Raw genomic sequence first — 19,401 nt, 5'->3', positions numbered from 1 at the left:
GATTAGTGACCGTTTTGCTCGTCCAGGACAACCTGATACAAGGCTTCGTTGCTCGGGGCGCTGCGCAGTTTTTCGCGCACTTCCTTGCGGTCAAGCATGCTGGCGATCTGGCGCAGCAATTCCAGGTGTGCATCGGTGGCGGCTTCCGGGACCAGCAGCACGAACAGCAGGTCAACCGGGGCGCCGTCGATGGCGTCGAAATCGATGGGTGCATCTAGGTGCATCAAGGCACTGATGGGCGAGTTGCAGCCCTTCAGGCGACAGTGGGGTATGGCAATGCCGTTGCCAAAACCGGTCGAACCGAGTTTTTCACGGGCAATAAGAGCCTCGAAGACATCTTGCATCTCCAGATCCGGCACTTCCCGGGCGATCAGGTTGGCAATTTGCTCGAGGGCTTTCTTTTTACTGCCGCCCGGCACGTTCACCTGGGAACGGCCGGGGGTCAGGATGTTTTCAAGTCGGATCATGGATTGGGGGTGTTAACGACCGGTTGCGCCCTGGAGGAGGCTCTGGGTCTTTTCCTTATGCTTTTTGAGTTGGCGATCCAGCTTGTCGGTCAACAGGTCGATGGCGGCATACATGTCCGTATGCTCGGCATTGGCGACCACTTCTCCGCCGGGGATATGCAGCGTGGCTTCGATCTTTTGCAGCAGCTTTTCGACGTTCAGCGTGATTTGCACGTTGGTGATCTTGTCGAAATGCCTCTCTAATCGGTCGAGTTTTTCGCCGATGTAGGTGCGCAGAGGTTCGGTCACTTCCAGTTGGTGTCCACTGATGTTGACTTGCATACAGCTTCTCCTTCGTTGCCAGTGCATAAAGCGGCAGGCAGAAATACCTGCCACTGGAACGCTGTGGCGAGCCCGGCGGCTACATCAACCGCTTCCGTTCGCTGGAAGGCGCGATCCCCAGGGATTCGCGGTACTTGGCGACGGTGCGACGGGCTACCTGAATGCCTTGTGCCTCCAGTAAACCAGCGATCTTGCTGTCACTCAACGGCTTTTTCTGATTTTCCGCGGCAACCAGTTTTTTGATGATCGCGCGGATCGCTGTGGACGAGCATTCACCGCCTTCGGAGGTACTGACGTGGCTGGAGAAAAAGTATTTCAGTTCATAGATGCCCCGTGGGGTATGCATGAATTTTTGCGTGGTCACCCGTGAAATCGTCGATTCGTGCATGCCCACCGCTTCGGCGATGTCATGCAGCACCAACGGCTTCATGGCTTCATCGCCGTACTCCAGAAAGCCGCGTTGATGCTCGACGATCTGGGTGGCTACTTTCATCAGGGTTTCGTTGCGGCTTTGCAGGCTCTTGATGAACCAGCGAGCTTCCTGCAACTGATTACGCATGAAGGTGTTGTCGGCGCTGGTGTCGGCGCGGCGCACGAAACCGGCGTATTGGGCGTTGACCCGCAGGCGTGGTACCGATTCCTGGTTCAGCTCCACCAGCCAGCGCTCGTTGTCCTTGCGCACGATCACGTCAGGAACGACGTATTCGGCTTCGGTGGACTCGATTTGCGAGCCCGGGCGCGGGTTGAGGCTCTGGACCAGTTCGATCACCTGGCGCAGTTCATCTTCCTTAAGCTTCATGCGGCGCATCAGCTGGCTGTAGTCGCGGCTGCCGAGCAGGTCGATGTAATCGGTGATCAGGCGCTTGGCCTCGGCCAGCCAAGGGGTCTTGGCGGGCAGTTGGCGCAGTTGCAGCAGCAGGCATTCGCCGAGGTTGCGGGCGCCGATGCCGGCGGGTTCGAATTGCTGGATGCGGTGCAGGACGGCTTCGATTTCGTCCAGTTCGATATCCAGTTCCGGATCGAAGGCTTCGAGGATTTCCTCGAGGGTTTCGTCCAGGTAGCCCTGATTGTTGATGCAGTCGATCAGGGTTACGGCGATGAGGCGATCGGTGTCAGACATCGGTGCCAGGTTCAGTTGCCAGAGCAAATGGCTTTGCAGGCTTTCACCGGCCGATGTGCGGGTGGTGAAATCCCACTCGTCGTCATCGTTGCTCGGCAGGCTGCTGGCGCTGGTCTGGTAGACGTCTTCCCAGGCCGTGTCGACGGGCAGTTCGTTGGGAATGCGCTCGTTCCAGTCGCCTTCCTCGAGGTTATCCACCGTCGGGGCGGTTTCCTGATAGGAGGGTTCCTGAATGTCAGCGTTGGGTTGCTGTTCGGCTTTGTCGGCCAAGGGATCGGCGTTATCGAAGTCGTCGCCTTCTTCCTGGCGTTCGAGCATCGGATTGGACTCCAGGGCCTCCTGGATTTCCTGTTGCAGGTCCAGGGTCGACAATTGGAGCAGGCGGATGGCCTGTTGCAGCTGCGGTGTCATCGTCAGCTGCTGGCCCATTCTCAAGACTAGCGATGGTTTCATGGCAGGGGCTTAACACCTTATTCGCCGGCGCACATGCGCCATCCACTACAGGGCGCCGAAGCGCCAAACTTAAGCAAATTATATGCCCGAAACTGCAGCGTTTGCCTAGAGCGCTGTAACAATAAAAACCTATTGATTTTTTATCGAGACAAGCGCTCGGACAATCAGCCAGACACCTCAGTGCTTACAGGCGGAACTCGTGGCCCAGATACACTTCCTTGACCAGTTGGTTGGCCAGGATGGTGGCGGAGTCACCTTCAGCGATCAGCTGACCATCGTTGACGATGTAGGCGGTTTCGCAGATATCCAGGGTTTCACGGACGTTGTGGTCAGTGATCAGTACGCCAATGCCTTTGGCCTTGAGGTGATGGATGATCTGCTTGATGTCGCCGACCGAAATCGGGTCCACGCCGGCGAAGGGTTCGTCGAGGAGGATGAATTTCGGGTTGGTGGCCAATGCCCGGGCGATTTCCACACGGCGGCGTTCACCACCGGACAGGCTCATGCCGAGGTTGTCGCGGATGTGGTGGATGTGGAATTCCTGCAGCAGGCTTTCCAGCTCTTTGCGGCGACCGGCCTTGTCGAGTTCCTTGCGGGTTTCGAGGATGGCCATGATGTTGTCGGCCACCGAAAGCTTGCGGAAGATCGACGCTTCTTGCGGAAGATAGCCGATACCGGCCTTCGCACGGCCGTGCATAGGCTGGTGGCTGACGTCCAGGTCGTCGATCAGTACGCGGCCCTGGTCGGCCTGTACCAGGCCGACGATCATGTAGAAGCAAGTCGTCTTGCCGGCGCCGTTGGGGCCAAGCAGGCCGACAATCTGACCGCTGTCGATGGACAGGCTGACGTCACGCACGACCTGGCGGTTCTTGTAGCTCTTGGCCAGATGCTGAGCTTTCAGAGTTGCCATTACTGGGCCTTCTGCTCGTCGGTTTTCTTCTTCGGCTGGATCACCATATCGATGCGCGGACGCTGCTCGGTGACCTTGTTGCCGGTGGCGCGGCCGGCGCTCGCAAGCTTCTTGACCGTGTCGTAGACGATTTTCTCGCCCTGAGTGGTGTTGTTGTCCTTATCGATGACTTTCGCGCGATCGATCAGCACGACGCGGTTCTGCGAAGCGTGGTACTGGATAGTCACACCCCAGCCCTGAACAGGCTTGGTGTCGCCCTGGGTCTGGAGTTGCTCGAAGTAGGCGAGGTTGCCCACCGAAGTCACCACGTCGATGTCGCCGGTCGGGGTGCGGGTGATGGTCACGGTGTTGCCGGTGACCTTCATCGAGCCCTGGGTGATGATCACGTCACCTTTATAGGTGGCAACGCCATTCTTGTCGTCCAGTTGGGCGTCGTCGGCCTGAATGCGGATAGGCTGCTCTTGATCGTTCGGCAGAGCCCAGGCGCTCACGCTTCCCAGTGCTGCGCCCAGACTGAGCAAAATAGGGAGAGTTTTAACGAGCCTCATACTGTCCTCTTACGTTCGATAGCAGGTGTATCCTGCTTTCTTTCAAGTACGCTTTCATTCCGTTGCCTGTCGATACACCGCCGGCGCCGTCGATTCTAACGGGTTGATCGGTCTGCGCATATTGCTGCTGCGGGAACACGGTCATACGGGTGCTGGTAATCAGGGTTTTGCGGTTTTTTTCGTCGAAGCGCGTGATACGTACCGAGTCAATCAGCTCGACCTGAGTGCCGTCCGGGTTGACTTCGCCGCGCTCGCTCTGGACGTGCCAGGGGAACTCGGTGCCGCGAAACATGTTCAGGTCAGGATTGGTCAGCAACGTCACTTCGGTCGCTTTCAGGTGTTCGACCTTGTCGGACGTCATTTCGTACTGCAATTTGCCGTCCGGCAAGTACTGCACGCTGTGGGCGTGGATCGCGTAATAGTCGATCGCCGCTTCATCGACAGGCGCCACCGGCTTGTCGAGGAAGCGTTCCGGGCTGATGTTCCAGTAGCCGACCGCGGCGAACAGCGCTGCGATGCAACCGAATATCAGAATGTTGCGAATCTTTTTGCTCAGCATGATGGGCTCACAGGTATGCGGCGTTGGCCGCATCGAGATGGCCTTGGGCGCGCAGGATCAATTCGCAGAATTCACGAGCGGCGCCTTCGCCACCACGGGCCTGGGTGATGCCATGGGCATGTTCGCGCACGAAGCTGGCAGCGTTGGCCACCGCCATGCCCAGGCCAACACGGCGAATCACCGGCAGGTCTGGCAGGTCGTCGCCGAGGTAGGCCACTTGTTCATAGCTTAGGTTGAGCTGGGCAAGAAGCCCGTCGAGCACCACCAGTTTGTCTTCCCGGCCCTGGAACAGATGTGGAATGCCGAGGTTCTTCGCACGCCGCTCGACCACCGGCGTCTTGCGGCCGCTGATGATAGCGGTCTGCACGCCGGCGGCCATCAACATCTTGATGCCCTGGCCGTCGAGGGTGTTGAAGGTCTTGAACTCGCTACCGTCTTCGAGGAAGTACAGGCGCCCGTCGGTCAGCACGCCGTCGACGTCGAATACCGCCAGTTTGATCTGTTTGCCGCGTTGCAGCAGGTCCGTGCTCATTACATTACTCCCGCACGCAGCAAGTCGTGCATGTTCAAGGCGCCGACCGGGCGGTCTTCGCTGTCGACCACTACCAGCGCGTTGATCTTGTGGTCTTCCATGATTTTCAACGCCTCGGCGGCGAGCATCTCGGCGCGGGCGGTCTTGCCGTGGGCAGTCATCACTTCGTCAATGGTCGTACTGTGGATATCAATGGTGCGGTCCAGAGTGCGGCGCAGATCGCCATCAGTGAAGATCCCGGCGAGCTTTCCATCGGTGTTCAGTACGACGGTCATGCCCAGCCCCTTGCGGGTCATTTCCATCAAGGCATCCTTGAGCAGCGTACCGCACACCACTTGCGGTAACTCGGCGCCGGCATGCATGACGTTTTCCACTTTCAGTAACAAGCGGCGGCCAAGGGCGCCACCCGGGTGGGAAAAAGCGAAATCTTCAGCGGTAAAACCGCGAGCTTCAAGCAAGGCAACGGCGAGGGCGTCACCCATGACCAGCGCAGCGGTGGTCGATGAGGTGGGTGCCAGATTCAACGGGCAGGCTTCGTGTTCGACGCTTACATTGAGGTTGACTTCCGCTGCCTTGGCCAGCGGCGACTCGGGGTTACCGGTCAGGCTGATCATTTGAATGCCCAGGCGCTTGATCAGCGGCAGCAAGGTGACGATTTCGTTGGTAGACCCGGAGTTCGACAGCGCCAGAATGATGTCGTCACGGGTAATCATGCCCATGTCGCCGTGGCTGGCCTCGGCCGGGTGCACGAAAAAGGCTGTGGTGCCGGTACTGGCCAGGGTGGCGGCAATCTTGTTGCCAATGTGCCCCGATTTGCCCATGCCGACCACGACCACACGGCCTTTGCTGGCCAGAATCATCTCGCAAGCGCGTACGAAATCTGCGTCGATATGGGGTAGCAAGCCTTGTACGGCTTCCAGTTCGAGGCGGATGGTACGTTGTGCTGATTGAATCAGGTCGCTGGATTGGTTCATGTCGGAAATCATATAGCCTGATGAAAAGGCGGCGATTATAGCGGTAATGATCGAAACCCTCACGCAAGTTCGTCGCGGTTTGTCATTCCTTGTTACCGAATCCCTCTAAATAGATGATTTCAGGCCGTCATGTTGCTGAACGTGCCCGGCTTGGGCCTTGGGCGCTTGGCCTTTGCAGTGATATAGTTCGCCGCCAGTTCGGCCTGCCCGGGGAGGTATGTGCTTTCGCCAGAAAGCCAGGCGTCCGAGTGAGAGGCTGCATCGCAAGGAGTTTAGATGAGTGCCGATAACGCCTACGCGGTCGAGCTGAAGGGACTGACCTTCAAGCGCGGTTCGCGCAGCATTCTCAATAACGTCGATATCCGCATCCCGCGCGGCAAGGTCACCGGCATCATGGGGCCTTCCGGGTGTGGCAAGACCACGCTGTTGCGGCTGATGGGCGCACAATTGCGTCCCACCAGCGGCGAAGTCTGGGTCAACGGCCAGAACCTGCCTACGTTGTCGCGCAGCGATTTGTTCGATGCGCGCAAGCATATGGGCGTGCTGTTTCAGAGCGGCGCACTGTTTACCGATCTCGATGTGTTCGAGAACGTCGCCTTTCCGTTGCGCGTTCATACCGCGCTGCCGGAAGAAATGATTCGCGACATTGTCCTGCTCAAATTGCAGGCCGTGGGCTTGCGTGGTGCCATCGACCTGATGCCCGACGAATTATCCGGCGGTATGAAGCGTCGCGTCGCGCTGGCCCGGGCGATTGCCCTCGATCCGCAAATTCTCATGTATGACGAGCCCTTTGTCGGTCAGGACCCGATCGCCATGGGCGTGCTGGTGCGCCTGATCCGCCTGCTCAACGATGCGCTGGGCATCACCAGCATCGTGGTCTCCCACGATCTGGCCGAGACCGCGAGCATCGCCGATTACCTCATTGTGGTGGGCGACGGACAAGTGTTGGGGCAGGGCACGCCCAAGGAATTGATGAGCTCCGACGAGCCACGTATTCGTCAATTCATGACAGGCGAACCCGACGGCCCGGTCGCATACCACTTTCCAGCGACGGATTACCGCGCAGATCTTCTGGGGACGCGCTGATGCGCAAGATTTCACTGATAGAAAGAGTACGTCGGTTCGGTTATGCCGGCATCGAAGTGCTGGCGGTGTTCGGGCGTTCGGCGCTGTTCCTGTTTCATGCCTTGCTCGGTCGTGGCGGCATCGGTGGCGGTTTTGGCCTGCTGGTCAAGCAACTGCATTCGGTGGGCGTGATGTCCCTGGTGATCATTGTGGTCTCCGGGGTGTTCATCGGCATGGTGCTGGCACTGCAGGGCTTCAACATTCTGTCCAGCTACGGTTCGGAGCAGGCGGTCGGGCAGATGGTTGCGCTGACGCTGTTGCGGGAACTGGGGCCGGTGGTCACTGCGTTGTTGTTCGCCGGGCGTGCGGGTTCGGCGCTGACCGCCGAAATCGGCAACATGAAGTCCACCGAGCAGTTGTCCAGCCTGGAAATGATCGGGGTCGACCCGCTCAAGTACATCATTGCCCCGCGCCTGTGGGCCGGCTTCATTTCCCTGCCAGTGCTGGCAATGATTTTCAGCGTGGTGGGTATCTGGGGCGGTTCGTGGGTGGCCGTCGACTGGCTGGGGGTTTATGAAGGCTCTTACTGGTCGAACATGCAAAACAGCGTGACGTTTGTCGACGATGTGCTCAACGGTATTATCAAAAGCATCGTTTTTGCCTTCGTCGTGACCTGGATCGCCGTATTCCAAGGCTATGACTGCGAGCCCACTTCCGAGGGGATCAGTCGTGCCACTACCAAGACCGTGGTGTACGCCTCTTTGGCGGTACTCGGCCTGGACTTTATTCTGACCGCCTTGATGTTTGGAGATTTCTGATGCAAAACCGCACCCTGGAAATCGGTGTCGGCCTTTTCTTGCTGGCTGGCATCCTGGCTTTGCTGTTGCTTGCGTTGCGGGTCAGTGGTCTGTCCCCGAGCGCAACCACCGATACTTATAAACTTTATGCGTATTTCGACAATATCGCCGGTTTGACGGTCAGAGCTAAAGTGACCATGGCCGGTGTGACCATCGGCAAGGTCACGGCGATCGATCTGGACCGCGACAGCTTCACCGGTCGGGTGACCATGCAACTGGAAAAGCGCGTAGATAATCTGCCGACTGACTCCACTGCATCTATCCTGACCGCTGGTCTGTTGGGTGAGAAATACATCGGTATCAGCGTGGGCGGGGAAGCAACCCTGCTCAAGGATGGTGGAACCATCCACGACACGCAGTCGTCGCTGGTGCTCGAGGACCTGATCGGTAAATTTCTGCTCAATACCGTTAGCAAAGACGCCAAATGAGGAGCTTTTGAATGATCTCTATCTTGCGACGTGGCCTGTTGGTAATACTCGCGGCCTTGCCGTTGATGGCTAACGCCGTGGCGGCGCCTTCCGCGCACGATCTGGTACAGGACACCACCTCCCGGCTGCTGGCGGATCTTTCCGCCAACAAAGCAAAGTACAAGCAGGATCCGCAAGACTTTTATTCGGCGCTGAACACCATCGTTGGCCCTGTAGTCGATGCCGAGGGCATTTCCAAGAGCATCATGACGGTCAAGTATTCGCGCAAAGCCACTCCTGAGCAAATGCGCACGTTTGAAGAAAACTTCAAAAGAGGCCTGTTTCAGTTCTATGGCAATGCCCTGCTGGAATACGACAACCAGGGTATCGTCGTCGAGCCTGCCAAGGATGAGTCGGGAGACCGTACCAGCGTTGGCATGTCGGTCAAAGGCAGCAGCGGCGCGATCTATCCTGTGTCTTACACACTCGAAAAGATCAATGGCGAGTGGAAGCTGCGCAACGTGATCATCAATGGCATCAACATCGGCAAGCTGTTCCGCGATCAGTTCGCTGACGCGATGCAGCGCAATGGCAACGACCTGGACAAGACCATCAACGGTTGGGCCGGGGAAGTCGCCAAAGCCAAGGAAGCCACCGAAAAATCCACCGAGAAACAAGCCCAATGAGTGAGTCGGCCATTCGCATGAGCGAAGCCAGCGAGCTGTTGCTCAGCGGCGTGCTGGATTACCGCACGGGTCCGAGCCTGCGCAAGCAGGGTCAGGCGCTGATCAAGTCCAGCAAAGCGGCTGCGCTGGTGGTCGATTGCTCCGCGGTGGAGAAGTCCAGCAGCGTCGGCTTGTCGCTGCTGCTGTGCTTCATGCGCGATGCTCAGGCGGCCGGCAAGGCCTTGAGCATTCGCGCGATGCCCGAAGACATGCGTGAAATCGCTCAGGTCAGCGAATTGACCGAGCTGTTGGCGCATCCCTGAACCACATCTATAAAGAAGCCCCCCGTCAGAGTCCTGCTTCGCGGGGTTCGCAGGCGCGGGGCTTTTTTGTATGATGTCCGACCCGCGCGCACAGGGCGCCGATTGAGGTTGAGCATGCAGGCCGTAGAAGTGAAGAGCTTCCTTGAAGGAAAGCTGCCCGGAACGCTGGTAGAAGTTGAGGGCGAAGGCTGCAATTTCCAGCTGAACGTGATTAGCGATGAACTGGCGGCGTTAAGCCCGGTCAAGCGTCAGCAGCAGATCTATGCCCATTTGAACCCATGGATCACCGATGGCAGCATCCATGCGGTCACTATGAAATTTTTCAGCAGCGCGGCCTGGGCCGAGCGCACCTGAGCCCAAGGGCGTCGAGATTCTTATGGATAAATTGATTATTACCGGTGGCGCTCGTCTTGATGGCGAGATCCGCATCTCCGGGGCAAAGAACTCTGCCCTGCCGATCCTGGCTGCCACCTTGCTGTGCGATGGCCCGGTGACCGTGGCCAACTTGCCGCACCTGCACGACATCACCACCATGATCGAGCTGTTCGGTCGCATGGGCATTGAGCCGGTGATCGACGAGAAACTCAGCGTCGAAATCGACCCGCGCACCATCAAGACCCTGATCGCGCCGTACGAACTGGTGAAAACCATGCGTGCCTCGATCCTGGTGCTGGGCCCGATGGTTGCCCGTTTCGGTGAAGCCGAAGTCGCACTGCCTGGCGGTTGCGCCATCGGTTCGCGTCCAGTCGACCTGCACATCCGTGGCCTTGAAGCCATGGGCGCGGTCATCGACGTCGAAGGCGGCTACATCAAGGCCAAGGCCCCTGAAGGCGGCCTGCGCGGTGCGCACTTCTTCTTCGACACCGTCAGCGTGACCGGTACCGAGAACATCATGATGGCCGCCGCTCTGGCCAAGGGCCGCAGCGTGCTGGCAAACGCCGCTCGCGAGCCTGAAGTCGTCGACCTGGCGAACTTCCTGAACGCCATGGGCGCGAAGGTTTCCGGTGCCGGCACCGACACCATCACCATCGATGGCGTCGAGCGTCTGCACACCACCACTTACAAAGTGATGCCTGACCGTATCGAAACCGGCACCTACCTGGTGGCGGCAGCGGTCACCGGCGGGCGTGTGAAGGTCAAGGACACCGATCCGACCATCCTCGAAGCTGTTCTGGAGAAACTCCGCGAGTCGGGTGCTGAAATCACCTGCGGTGAAGACTGGATCGAGCTGAACATGCACGGCAAGCGGCCGAAAGCCGTTAACGTGCGGACCGCTCCATACCCGGCGTTCCCGACCGACATGCAAGCACAGTTCATCTCTCTCAACGCCATTGCCGAAGGCACCGGTGCGGTGATCGAGACGATCTTCGAAAACCGCTTCATGCACGTTTACGAACTGCACCGTATGGGGGCTCACATCCAGGTCGAAGGTAACACCGCCATCGTTACCGGCATCGAAAAGCTCAAGGGCGCGCCAGTCATGGCCACCGACCTGCGTGCTTCGGCCAGCCTGGTGATTTCGGCGCTGATCGCCGAAGGTGATACCTTGATCGACCGCATCTACCACATCGACCGTGGTTACGAGTGCATCGAAGAGAAACTGCAGATGCTCGGCGCCAAGATCCGCCGCGTACCGGGCTAGTTTCTGCTGCATGGGCGCAAGGACGCTGCCCGTTGATTTGTTGAAGTCGAGCCGGTTTCCGGCTCGATGTGTGTCCGGCGCCGTTTGCGACCGGGCATGAGTACCTTGATAAGGACTGACGTTTCCCATGTTGACTATCGCACTGTCCAAGGGCCGCATCCTTGACGACACCCTGCCGCTTCTGGCTGAAGCGGGCATTGTGCCGACCGAGAATCCGGACAAGAGCCGCAAGCTGATCATCCCCACGACCCAGGCCGATGTGCGCTTGCTGATCGTGCGCGCCACCGATGTGCCGACTTATGTCGAGCATGGTGCCGCGGACCTCGGCGTCGCCGGTAAAGATGTGCTGATGGAATATGGTGGCCAGGGTCTGTACGAGCCTCTGGATCTGCGAATTGCCCTCTGCAAGCTGATGACCGCCGGCCGTGTCGGCGATGTCGAGCCCAAGGGCCGTCTGCGGGTGGCGACCAAATTCGTCAACGTCGCCAAGCGTTACTACGCCGAGCAGGGCCGTCAGGTCGACATCATCAAGCTCTACGGCTCGATGGAGCTGGCGCCGCTGATCGGTCTGGCGGACAAGATCATCGACGTGGTCGACACCGGTAACACCCTGCGTGCCAATGGCCTGGAACCCCAGGATTTCATTGCCGACATCAGCTCCCGGCTGATCGTCAACAAAGCTTCGATGAAAATGCAACACGCCCGTATCCAGGCGTTGATCGACACCCTGCGCAAGGCAGTGGAGTCTCGACACCGCGGCTGATTCACCTGCGCGACCTTGAGTCGCGCCCGTCTATCCGCCTCATAGCCAGAATTCTCAGGTGCCCAAGCGGAAACGACTGCTAAGTTAGGGCGCCTGAGTTTTTGCCAATCCTATGAGGCTCTCGCTATGACCGCACCGACTGCAATTCGCCGACTCAATGCTGCTGATCCGGATTTCGCACATCATCTGGATCATCTGCTGAGCTGGGAAAGTGTGTCTGACGACTCGGTCAATCAGCGGGTGCTGGACATCATCAAGGCTGTACGCGAGCGTGGCGACGCGGCGGTGGTCGAGTTCACCCAGAAGTTCGATGGCCTGCAAGTAGCATCCATGGCGGATTTGATCCTGCCTCGTGAACGCCTGGAACTGGCATTGACCCGCATCACCGCGCCTCAGCGTGAAGCGTTGGAGAAGGCAGCGGCCCGTGTGCGCAGCTACCACGAAAAACAGAAGCAGGATTCCTGGAGCTACACCGAAGCCGATGGCACGGTGCTGGGCCAGAAGGTCACACCGCTGGACCGCGCCGGTCTGTACGTACCGGGCGGCAAGGCGTCCTACCCGTCGTCGGTGCTGATGAACGCGATTCCAGCCAAGGTGGCGGGCGTGACCGAAGTGGTCATGGTCGTGCCAACCCCGCGCGGTGAAGTCAACGAACTGGTGCTGGCCGCGGCCTGCATCGCCGGCGTCGACCGGGTGTTCACCATCGGCGGCGCCCAAGCGGTTGCGGCGCTGGCTTATGGCACCGAAAGCGTGCCGAAAGTCGACAAAGTGGTCGGCCCGGGCAACATCTATGTCGCCACTGCCAAGCGCCATGTGTTCGGCCAGGTCGGTATCGACATGATCGCCGGTCCATCGGAGATTCTGGTGGTGTGCGACGGCCAGACCGACCCGGACTGGATTGCCATGGACCTGTTCTCCCAGGCCGAGCACGACGAAGATGCCCAGGCGATTCTGGTCAGCCCGGACGCCGAGTTCCTCGACAAGGTCGCGGCGAGCATCGCCAAACTGCTGCCAACCATGGAACGCGCCGAGATCATCGAAACTTCGATCAATGGCCGTGGCGCGCTGATCAAGGTTCGCGACATGGAACAAGCCATCGAAGTGGCCAACCGCATCGCGCCGGAGCACCTGGAGTTGTCGGTCGCCGACCCGCAGGCCTGGCTGCCGCAGATCCGCCACGCCGGGGCGATCTTCATGGGCCGTCACACCTCCGAGGCCCTGGGAGACTACTGTGCAGGCCCGAACCATGTGCTGCCGACGTCCGGCACCGCGCGCTTCTCTTCGCCGCTGGGTGTGTATGACTTCCAGAAGCGTTCGTCGATCATCTTCTGCTCCGAGCAGGGTGCCTCCGAACTGGGCAAGACTGCTTCCGTGCTGGCCCGTGGCGAGTCGTTGACCGCTCACGCGCGTAGCGCCGAATACCGCATCGTTGACGAAGACTTTCTTCAAGGGCAGGGGAACTGAACATGAGTAAATTCTGGAGCCCGTTCGTCAAGAATCTGGTGCCTTACGTGCCGGGCGAGCAGCCGAAACTGGCGAAACTGGTGAAACTCAACACCAACGAAAATCCGTACGGCCCATCGCCTAAAGCCTTGGCGGCGATGCAAACCGAGCTGAACGACAACCTGCGTCTGTACCCGGACCCGAACAGCGACGTGCTCAAACAAGCCGTTGCCAAATACTACGGCGTGCAAAGCAATCAGGTGTTCCTCGGCAACGGTTCCGATGAAGTCCTGGCGCACATCTTTCACGGTTTGCTGCAACACGATAAACCACTGCTGTTCCCGGACATCAGCTACAGCTTCTATCCGGTTTACTGCGGGCTGTACGGCATTGCGTTCGACGCGGTGCCGCTGGACGAGCAGTTCCAGATCAACCCGGCGGACTACGCCAAGCCGAATGGCGGGATCATTTTCCCTAACCCGAACGCACCGACCGGTTGCCTGCTGGCGCTGGACGCTGTCGAGCAAATCCTCAAGGCCAGCCCGGATTCAGTGGTCGTGGTGGATGAGGCTTACATCGATTTCGGTGGCGAAACGGCGATCACGCTGGTGGACCGTTATCCGAACCTGTTGGTGACTCAGACCCTGTCCAAGTCCCGTTCGCTGGCGGGCCTGCGGGTTGGCCTGGCGGTGGGGCACCCGGACCTGATCGAGGCGCTGGAGCGGATCAAGAACAGCTTCAACTCCTACCCGCTGGATCGCCTGGCGATTGTCGGGGCTGCGGCGGCGTTCGAAGATCGCGAGTATTTCGACAAGACCTGCCGGTTGGTCATCGAGAGTCGCGAGCAGGTGGTCGCGCAGTTGGAAGCGAAGGGGTTTGAGGTGTTGCCGTCGGCGGCGAACTTCATTTTCGCCCGTCACCCGAAGCACGATGCGGCAGGGCTGGCGGCGAAGTTGCGTGAACAGGGCGTGATCGTTCGGCACTTCAAGCAGGAGCGGATTGCCCAGTTCCTGCGGATCTCCATTGGCGCACCGGAGCAGAACCAGGCACTGATCGACGGCCTCGGCGACCTGTAAGGCTTCCCCGATCCTGTTGGAGCGAGCCTGCTCGCGATGAGGCCATAACATTCAGCATTGATGTTGAATGCAAAACCGCTATCGCGAGCAGGCTCGCTCCCACAAGGTTTTGTGGGTTACTCGTGATGCGGTTCGCCCAGGAACGTCAACGAGCTGAAGAGCCCGCGCGTCGCCACATCCGGATTGTCCTTGAGCTGCACTTCTATCTGCGCCGCAATCACATTCAACCCCTCATTACGCACCAATACTTGCGCCCGACCCTCTGCGTCGGTCTCTGTGCTCAAGGTATTGGGCGCGCTGCGATAGTCGCCCACCAGCTTTACACCCGCCGCCGGCTTACCGTCCAATAGCACTCGAACCGGCAACGACTTACCCGGCCCAACGGTCAGCGGATCGACCTCCGGCAGAATCAGCAATTTCATCTGATCGAGCTTCGGCAGCTTCGCCCCCGGCTGGTAAATCGCCAGGCTGTATTTGAAGGTATGGGTCGACTCAATGGCCCCCGGCACCTTGCTGCGCCCTTCGTTGATCCACTTTTTGTCGGCGGTCTGCGACCACATGCCGTTGTTCAGCGCCACGGCCATCACTGCCGGTGGTTTCAACGGTTGCAGGCGGGCGTGGTCGGCCAGGCGCTGCACGCTCACCGGGATCATTTTGCCGTTGACGTCATAGGCCCAGGCACCGCTGATTTTCTGCGCGTTGAAGGCGTCGTCCTCGGCGCCATCACCATAGATGGCTTCGATATTGCCGCGACGTTGTTCTGTCCACAGGCCATGGGCCGCGACGTGAGTCGCAAACATCGTGCCGAGCAGCCCCAGCAGAACCAGTGATTTAGCTTGTTGCATGGTGATTTTTCCTTTTACAGGTTGAGTGTCAGGCTGACGGTGAAATTGCGCGGCTCGCCGGGGTTGACCCAGTAGTTGCTGTAGGAGCGCTCGAAGTATTTCTCGTCGAAAAGGTTGTTCAGGTTCAGGCCCACGGTGACGTTTTCGCTGGCCTTGTAATGGGCCAGCAGGTCGACGGTGTGGTAGGCCGGCAGTTCGAAATCGCTGCCGGCTTCCCCCGAGCGATCGCCGACATAGGTGAACGCGGCGCCGAGGTCCGAGCCGCGCAAATGACCATCCTGAAATTCATAAACCCCCAGCAAGCTGCCGCTGCGCTTAGCCACGCCGAGAATCCGGCTGCCGGTGGGAATGACTTTGTCACCTTGGGTGACTTCGGCGTCGATGTAAGCGAAGGCACCGATCACTCGCACGGCGTCGGTCACTTGCCCGGTGACTTGCAGGTCGACGCCCTGGCTGCGGGCCTTGCCCATGGCACGGCTGGAGTCGGTGCCCGGGTCGAGGGCCAGGACGTTTTCCTTGTCGATATGGAAGACGGCGAGGGTGCTGCTCAAGCGATCGTCGAACAGCTCGCTCTTGATCCCGACTTCATAGCCGACGCCTTCTTCCGGATCGAAGGATTTGCCGGCGGCATCCAGGCCATTGTTCGGTTTGAACGAGGTGGAAGCGTTGGCGAACAACCCCACTTCGGGCGTCAGTTGGTAGAGCAGGCCAGCCCGTTGAGTCAGCGCATCGTGGCGCTGGCGGCTGGTCGCATTGCGGCTGTGATCGTCGATGCTTTGTTCGAAATGTTCAAAGCGCACACCGAGCATGCCGCGCAGTTTGTCGGTGAAAACGATCTGGTCTTGAAGATTCAGCGCCTGACTTTCGACATGCTCGAAGAAGTCGCTCCCCGAGCGCACGCCATTGGGTTTCGGCTGGCCGTAGATCGGCTGATAGATATCGATGGCGTAGGGGCCGCCGGCAATGGTCGTGACCCGTTCGTTCTTGCGGAAATTCTCGTACTCGCTGCCGATCAGCAGTTCGTGTTGCCAGCTGCCGATGTCGAACAGGCCGCGCAGTTCGAGTTGCGTAATGCTGTCATGCCAGTTGGTATCGCGCTCGCGGTAGCGGCGGTTGAGGGTGTGGCCGTCGGCGTTCAATGGACGATTTTCGGAAGCGAAGCCCCAGAGCTTGCCTTCCTTGTAATGGCTGGCCAGGCGCAGCTTCCAGCTGTCGTCGAGCTGATGTTCGAGCGCGGCTTGCAGCAGGTTGTTGTGGTTGTCGATGTTGCCGTCGTTGGGTTCGCCGAGGAAGGTCGAGCGGGAGACGCCGCTCCACTTATTGTCTGGCGCGACGATGCCACGATCGAATGTCGAGCTGTGGCGGACGAACTCGCTCTCGACCAACAGGCTGGTGTCCGGGTTCAGCTGCCAGCTGAACGAAGGTGCAACGAACACGCGCTGGCTGTCGACGTGATCGCGAAAGCTGTGGTTGTCCTCGACAGCCAGGTTCACCCGGGACAGAACGTTGCCGGCATCATCCAGCGGTGTGTTGACGTCCACGGCGGTGCGATAACGATCCCAACTGCCAGCACTGGTTTGCAGCGTGGTGAATGCCTCGGGCTGGGGTTTCTTGGTGACGATGTTCACCGTACCGCCCGGATCGCCGCGCCCATAGAGGCTGGCGGCCGGGCCTTTGAGCACTTCGATGCGTTCGATGTTGGCCACGTCCGGCGTACTTGGATAGCCGCGGTTGGCGCTGAAGCCGTCCTTGTAGAACTCCGAGGTGGTGAAGCCGCGTACGCTGTATTCGTAGAGCGTCAGGCCGCCGAAGTTGTTCTGCTTCGACACACCGCCGGCAAAATCCAGCGCGCGCTCGACATGGGTGCTGCCCAGGTCCTTGAGCACGCTGACGGGAATCACGCTGATCGATTGCGGGATGTCGCGAAGGGCGGTGTCGGTTTTGGTCGCGCTGGAAGAGCGTGTTGCACGATAGCCCTTGACCGGGCCGGTGGAGGACTCGTAATCGGAGGTGACGCTGATGGCGTCCAGTTCAACGGTTTGGGGTTCTTCGGCGAAGACTGGATCCCCCAGCAGACCGAGGGCCAAACCGGCCAGGGAAGCCATTGTTCGAGACGACATGTTATGTTGTTCCCAATAGTGATATTGAAACAATATAACATGCTTAATGAGAATGTATGCTGTTAACAGTTCGGGCGTTATAGGGCTGCTGAAGGCGTAAAAAGATCGCAGCCTTCGGCAGCGCCTACGGGCTTACTCTTCTTCTTTTTCCTTGACTGGCGCGGGAGGCGGGCGCAGGCCGATTTCTGCCGTGAGCTTGAGCTCTTTGCCGTTGCGCATGACTTGAATCGTGACCTTGTCGGTCGGCTTGATTCGCGCAACCTGGTTCATTGACTTGCGACCATCGCCAGCCGGTTCGCCATCAATGCTGAGGATCACGTCGCCCAGTTGCAGGCCAGCCTTCTGCGCCGGGCCATCACGAAAAATCCCCGCGACCACAATCCCCGGGCGTCCCGACAGGCCAAACGACTCCGCCAGCTCCTGACTCAACGGTTGCACTTCGATGCCGAGCCAGCCACGAATCACCTGGCCGTGTTCGATGATCGACTTCATCACTTCCATCGCCAGTTTGACCGGGATCGCGAAGCCGATGCCCTGAGAACCGCCGGACTTGGAGAAGATCGCCGTGTTGATCCCGGTCAGGTTGCCATTGGCATCCACCAGCGCCCCGCCGGAGTTGCCGGGGTTGATCGCGGCGTCAGTCTGGATGAAGTCTTCGTAGTTGTTCAGGCCCAACTGATTGCGCCCCGTGGCACTGATGATGCCCATGGTCACGGTCTGGCCGACGCCGAACGGATTGCCGATGGCCAGGGCCACATCGCCGATGCGCAGGTTGTCGGAGCGGCCGACGGTGATCGACGGCAGGTTTTTCAGGTCGATCTTCAACACCGCGAGGTCGGTTTCCGGGTCGCTGCCGATGACCCTGGCCAGGGTTTCACGGCCATCCTTGAGTGCCACCACGATCTGGTCGGCACCGCTGGTCACGTGGTTGTTGGTCAGCAGGTAACCTTCCGGGCTCATGATCACGCCCGAACCGAGGCTCGACTCCATGCGCTTCTGCTTGGGCGAGTTGTCGCCGAAGAAGCGGCGGAACTGCGGATCTTCGAACAGCGGATGGCTGGGTTTGTTGACCACTTTGGTGGTGTACAGGTTGACCACCGACGGCGCGGCCGTGGTCACTGCGTCGGCGTAGGACACCGGGCCCTGTTGCAGGCCGATGGTTTGCGGGGCTTGTTGCAGATTGACGTCGAGGCTTGGCAGCCCGACCCACTGCGGGTAACGCTGAATAATCAGTAGAGCGACAAGCACGCCGGCCAACAGCGGCCAGCCGGAAAAACGCAGCGCCTTGAGCATTAAGCACGTCCTGAGAGGTTGCAGGCGGTATGAGACCGCCCATAATGTGGCGCATTATACGAGGCCGCGCGTGCCTCTGAACGGGATATTTAGGAGTCTTTTATGGCCGTCGCCCTGAGCACCCTGGTCGAAGAAGCCGACCGTTACCTGGCAAGTGCGAAGATCGCCGATTACTGCCCCAACGGCTTGCAGGTCGAAGGCCGGCCGCAAGTGATGCGCATCGTCAGCGGTGTCACCGCCAGCCAGGCGCTGCTGGACGCCGCGGTCGAGGCCCAGGCCGATCTGGTGCTGGTGCATCACGGCTATTTCTGGAAAGGCGAGAACCCGTGCATCACCGGCATGAAGCAGCGCCGGTTGAAAACCCTGCTCAAGCACGACATCAGTCTGCTGTCTTATCACTTGCCGCTGGACCTGCACCCGGAAGTCGGGAACAACGTGCAGCTTGCCCGGCAACTGGACATCACCGTCGAAGGCCCGCTGGATCCGGACAATCTGAAAGTCGTCGGGCTGGTCGGCTCGTTGAGCGAACCGATGACCCCCCGCGATTTCGCCCGCCGCGTGCAGGAAGTCATGGGGCGCGAGCCGTTGCTGATCGAAGGCAGCGAGATGATTCGTCGGGTCGGCTGGTGCACCGGTGGCGGCCAGGGTTACATTGATCAGGCAGTGTTGGCTGGCGTCGATCTGTACCTCAGCGGCGAAGCCTCCGAGCAGACGTTCCACAGCGCCCGGGAAAACGACATCAGCTTCATCGCCGCCGGCCACCATGCCACCGAGCGTTACGGTGTGCAGGCGTTGGGCGATTACCTGGCGCGACGTTTTGCCCTCGAGCACATCTTCATCGATTGCCCGAACCCTATTTGATGCTGTACAGATTTTCACTTAACACCGCAATTCAACTGTGGGAGCGAGCCTGCTCGCGATGGCTGCGTCACATTCGACATTCATGTCACTGACACACCGCTATCGCGAGCAGGCTCGCTCCCACAGGTGCTCATACACCCGAACGGGCAGGTATATT

At 59.5% G+C, this 19,401-nt stretch carries 22 protein-coding genes; 11 read left to right on the top strand and 11 right to left on the bottom strand.

The features are described from left to right. Positions 1 to 2: 2 nt before the first annotated feature. The 8 genes from ptsN to LOY38_RS25225 form a co-directional block, all read right to left on the bottom strand. Entirely contained in the window at positions 3 to 467 is a 465-nt protein-coding gene (gene ptsN / locus LOY38_RS25260; protein WP_258697543.1) for a PTS IIA-like nitrogen regulatory protein PtsN, read from the bottom strand. A 12-nt stretch (positions 468 to 479) separates the two neighbouring features. Beyond that, positions 480 to 788, bottom strand: a complete 309-nt coding sequence (gene hpf, locus LOY38_RS25255) for a ribosome hibernation-promoting factor, HPF/YfiA family (RefSeq protein WP_258697542.1) — start codon at positions 786 to 788, stop codon at positions 480 to 482. A 79-nt stretch (positions 789 to 867) separates the two neighbouring features. Continuing rightward, positions 868 to 2,361, bottom strand: coding sequence for an RNA polymerase factor sigma-54 (locus LOY38_RS25250; RefSeq protein ID WP_258697541.1), 1,494 nt, complete (start codon positions 2,359 to 2,361; stop codon positions 868 to 870). Between the two features lie 184 nt (positions 2,362 to 2,545). Further along, positions 2,546 to 3,271: an LPS export ABC transporter ATP-binding protein gene (gene lptB / locus LOY38_RS25245; protein ID WP_258697540.1), complete on the bottom strand. Its 726-nt coding sequence runs from the start codon at positions 3,269 to 3,271 to the stop codon at positions 2,546 to 2,548. Beyond that, entirely contained in the window at positions 3,271 to 3,819 is a 549-nt protein-coding gene (gene lptA, locus LOY38_RS25240; protein WP_258697539.1) for a lipopolysaccharide transport periplasmic protein LptA, read from the bottom strand. Before lptA ends, lptB begins: the two co-directional genes overlap by 1 nt. Continuing rightward, positions 3,806 to 4,378 carry an LPS export ABC transporter periplasmic protein LptC gene (lptC, locus tag LOY38_RS25235; RefSeq protein WP_258697538.1) on the bottom strand — a complete coding sequence of 191 codons (573 nt, stop codon included), beginning with the start codon at positions 4,376 to 4,378 and terminating at the stop codon, positions 3,806 to 3,808. The genes lptA and lptC overlap by 14 nt, the downstream gene beginning before the upstream one ends. A gap of 7 nt (positions 4,379 to 4,385) precedes the next feature. Further along, positions 4,386 to 4,910 carry an HAD family hydrolase gene (locus LOY38_RS25230; RefSeq protein ID WP_258697537.1) on the bottom strand — a complete coding sequence of 175 codons (525 nt, stop codon included), beginning with the start codon at positions 4,908 to 4,910 and terminating at the stop codon, positions 4,386 to 4,388. Further along, positions 4,910 to 5,884, bottom strand: a complete 975-nt coding sequence (locus LOY38_RS25225; RefSeq protein WP_258697536.1) for a KpsF/GutQ family sugar-phosphate isomerase — start codon at positions 5,882 to 5,884, stop codon at positions 4,910 to 4,912. The genes LOY38_RS25230 and LOY38_RS25225 overlap by 1 nt, the downstream gene beginning before the upstream one ends. 276 nt (positions 5,885 to 6,160) lie before the next feature. Here LOY38_RS25225 and LOY38_RS25220 point away from each other — a divergent pair, with 276 nt between their 5' ends. The 10 genes from LOY38_RS25220 to hisC all read left to right on the top strand — a co-directional run bounded on the left by LOY38_RS25220 (position 6,161) and on the right by hisC (position 14,125). Further along, a complete protein-coding gene (locus LOY38_RS25220; RefSeq protein ID WP_258697535.1) occupies positions 6,161 to 6,970 on the top strand; it encodes an ABC transporter ATP-binding protein in 810 nt (269 codons plus the stop codon). Beyond that, positions 6,970 to 7,767, top strand: a complete 798-nt coding sequence (gene mlaE, locus LOY38_RS25215) for a lipid asymmetry maintenance ABC transporter permease subunit MlaE (protein WP_258697534.1) — start codon at positions 6,970 to 6,972, stop codon at positions 7,765 to 7,767. The genes LOY38_RS25220 and mlaE overlap by 1 nt, the downstream gene beginning before the upstream one ends. Beyond that, entirely contained in the window at positions 7,767 to 8,234 is a 468-nt protein-coding gene (gene mlaD / locus LOY38_RS25210) for an outer membrane lipid asymmetry maintenance protein MlaD (protein WP_258697533.1), read from the top strand. The genes mlaE and mlaD overlap by 1 nt, the downstream gene beginning before the upstream one ends. Before the next feature lie 11 nt (positions 8,235 to 8,245). Continuing rightward, the gene (locus tag LOY38_RS25205) at positions 8,246 to 8,899 is read left to right on the top strand and encodes a phospholipid-binding protein MlaC (RefSeq protein WP_258697532.1); all 654 of its coding nucleotides are present in this window, start codon (positions 8,246 to 8,248) and stop codon (positions 8,897 to 8,899) included. Then, positions 8,896 to 9,201 (top strand): lipid asymmetry maintenance protein MlaB, encoded by a 306-nt coding sequence (locus tag LOY38_RS25200; protein ID WP_258697531.1) that lies wholly within the window; start codon positions 8,896 to 8,898, stop codon positions 9,199 to 9,201. Before LOY38_RS25205 ends, LOY38_RS25200 begins: the two co-directional genes overlap by 4 nt. A 114-nt stretch (positions 9,202 to 9,315) precedes the next feature. Continuing rightward, positions 9,316 to 9,555: a BolA family protein gene (locus LOY38_RS25195; protein WP_007912386.1), complete on the top strand. Its 240-nt coding sequence runs from the start codon at positions 9,316 to 9,318 to the stop codon at positions 9,553 to 9,555. Positions 9,556 to 9,577: 22 nt separating this feature from the next. Further along, a complete protein-coding gene (gene murA / locus LOY38_RS25190) occupies positions 9,578 to 10,843 on the top strand; it encodes a UDP-N-acetylglucosamine 1-carboxyvinyltransferase (RefSeq protein ID WP_008070575.1) in 1,266 nt (421 codons plus the stop codon). A gap of 127 nt (positions 10,844 to 10,970) precedes the next feature. Continuing rightward, positions 10,971 to 11,606 (top strand): ATP phosphoribosyltransferase, encoded by a 636-nt coding sequence (gene hisG / locus LOY38_RS25185; RefSeq protein WP_007901570.1) that lies wholly within the window; start codon positions 10,971 to 10,973, stop codon positions 11,604 to 11,606. 126 nt (positions 11,607 to 11,732) lie between these two features. Beyond that, complete coding sequence (gene hisD / locus LOY38_RS25180) at positions 11,733 to 13,070, top strand: histidinol dehydrogenase (protein WP_258697530.1); 1,338 nt, start codon at positions 11,733 to 11,735, stop codon at positions 13,068 to 13,070. Between the two features lie 2 nt (positions 13,071 to 13,072). Next, positions 13,073 to 14,125, top strand: coding sequence for a histidinol-phosphate transaminase (gene hisC, locus LOY38_RS25175; protein ID WP_258697529.1), 1,053 nt, complete (start codon positions 13,073 to 13,075; stop codon positions 14,123 to 14,125). A gap of 116 nt (positions 14,126 to 14,241) precedes the next feature. Here the strand turns inward: hisC and LOY38_RS25170 are convergent, their stop codons facing one another. From LOY38_RS25170 to algW, 3 genes are all read right to left on the bottom strand, one after another. Continuing rightward, complete coding sequence (locus LOY38_RS25170) at positions 14,242 to 14,970, bottom strand: DUF4198 domain-containing protein (protein WP_258697528.1); 729 nt, start codon at positions 14,968 to 14,970, stop codon at positions 14,242 to 14,244. Between the two features lie 14 nt (positions 14,971 to 14,984). Beyond that, entirely contained in the window at positions 14,985 to 17,090 is a 2,106-nt protein-coding gene (locus tag LOY38_RS25165; protein WP_258697527.1) for a TonB-dependent siderophore receptor, read from the bottom strand. A 132-nt stretch (positions 17,091 to 17,222) separates the two neighbouring features. Then, a complete protein-coding gene (gene algW / locus LOY38_RS25160; RefSeq protein WP_258697526.1) occupies positions 17,223 to 18,383 on the bottom strand; it encodes a Do family serine endopeptidase AlgW in 1,161 nt (386 codons plus the stop codon). 102 nt (positions 18,384 to 18,485) lie between these two features. On the opposite strand from algW, the gene LOY38_RS25155 reads away from it, so the two are divergent. Beyond that, on the top strand, positions 18,486 to 19,244 hold the full coding sequence (locus LOY38_RS25155) for a Nif3-like dinuclear metal center hexameric protein (RefSeq protein ID WP_007901591.1): 759 nt from the start codon (positions 18,486 to 18,488) through the stop codon (positions 19,242 to 19,244). Positions 19,245 to 19,401: the final 157 nt, after the last annotated feature.

The organism is Pseudomonas sp. B21-015, assembly GCF_024749285.1.
GTDB lineage: Bacteria > Pseudomonadota > Gammaproteobacteria > Pseudomonadales > Pseudomonadaceae > Aquipseudomonas.
Note: the sequence above shows the minus strand (reverse complement) of the source record. Positions and strands in the feature narration are given on the sequence as shown.